Origin of the sequence: Paenibacillus timonensis, from assembly GCF_022427145.1 — a bacterium.
GTDB lineage: Bacteria > Bacillota > Bacilli > Paenibacillales > Paenibacillaceae > Fontibacillus > Fontibacillus timonensis.
This window is the reverse complement of the sequence record NZ_JAKSXN010000148.1, coordinates 1-865: the sequence shown is the minus strand read 5'-3', so window position 1 is coordinate 865 and position 865 is coordinate 1. Positions and strand designations below refer to the sequence as shown.

2 protein-coding genes are annotated in these 865 nt (G+C 40.7%); both read left to right on the top strand.

The window, feature by feature from the left end:
- The first annotated feature begins 268 nt into the window (after positions 1–268).
- The gene (locus MJ257_RS24600) at positions 269–544 is read left to right on the top strand and encodes a type II toxin-antitoxin system prevent-host-death family antitoxin (protein WP_068783634.1); all 276 of its coding nucleotides are present in this window, start codon (positions 269–271) and stop codon (positions 542–544) included.
- Positions 528–833, top strand: coding sequence for a type II toxin-antitoxin system RelE/ParE family toxin (locus tag MJ257_RS24595; RefSeq protein ID WP_193417401.1), 306 nt, complete (start codon positions 528–530; stop codon positions 831–833). Before MJ257_RS24600 ends, MJ257_RS24595 begins: the two co-directional genes overlap by 17 nt.
- Positions 834–865 lie beyond the last annotated feature (32 nt).

Sequence of the window (865 nt, the reverse complement as noted above, 5' to 3'; positions counted from 1 at the left end):
TAACGTTTCCGTGTTCGCGACGTCCCACCACCTTAAGTGACCGAAGGGAACGGCCGCGATGCGGTTAGGTGGTGCGGATGTGTCCCGGCAATCGCTTCCTCGACTTATCTCCCGGGACCGAGGCGGCTTGTCCGCCGAAGCGTGAACACATTGTTATAAGATGTCAGGGGCTTCCTTGAAATACCCAACAATAATATTCTTTACTCCATGTATTATTTATCATAATTATGATAAAATTAATCGTAACAATATTCTTGAGGTGATGACCATGCCTACGATTCGTCCTATCTCTGACTTAAGAAACAATTTTAATCTTATCTCCGAAATTGCTCATCATGACGGTGAACCCGTTTTTATTACCAAGAATGGTCAGAGTGATCTTGTCGTGATGAGCCATGCTTCATATGAAAAACAACAAGCTTTAATTGAACTGTACCAAAAACTCGCTGTAGCTGAAAAACAAAGTAGCGAAGGTGTCCAGAAGAAGAGTCACTCTGAGGTGATGAAAAATCTAAGGAGTCAAATTCGTGGACAAGAAATATAAAATCGAGTACTTGCCCATCGCTGAAGAGGATTTATCCAATATCATCCATTATATCATGTTAGATAATCCTGATGCGGCTTTATCAATGGCGGATAAACTTGATCAATCCATATCTATTCTGGAGTTATTTCCGAATAGCGGTACGATTCCGAACGATATTCGGCTTCAAGTACTGAATTATAGAATGTTAGTTGTTGAATCCTATCTTGTCTTTTATGTGGTTTTAAAAGATACTGTCGAGATCCGGAGAATCCTTCACGGAAAACGAAAATACAACTTCCTGCTTTAACCCTCACATACGTGTCTTTTCCCTGATTTCTT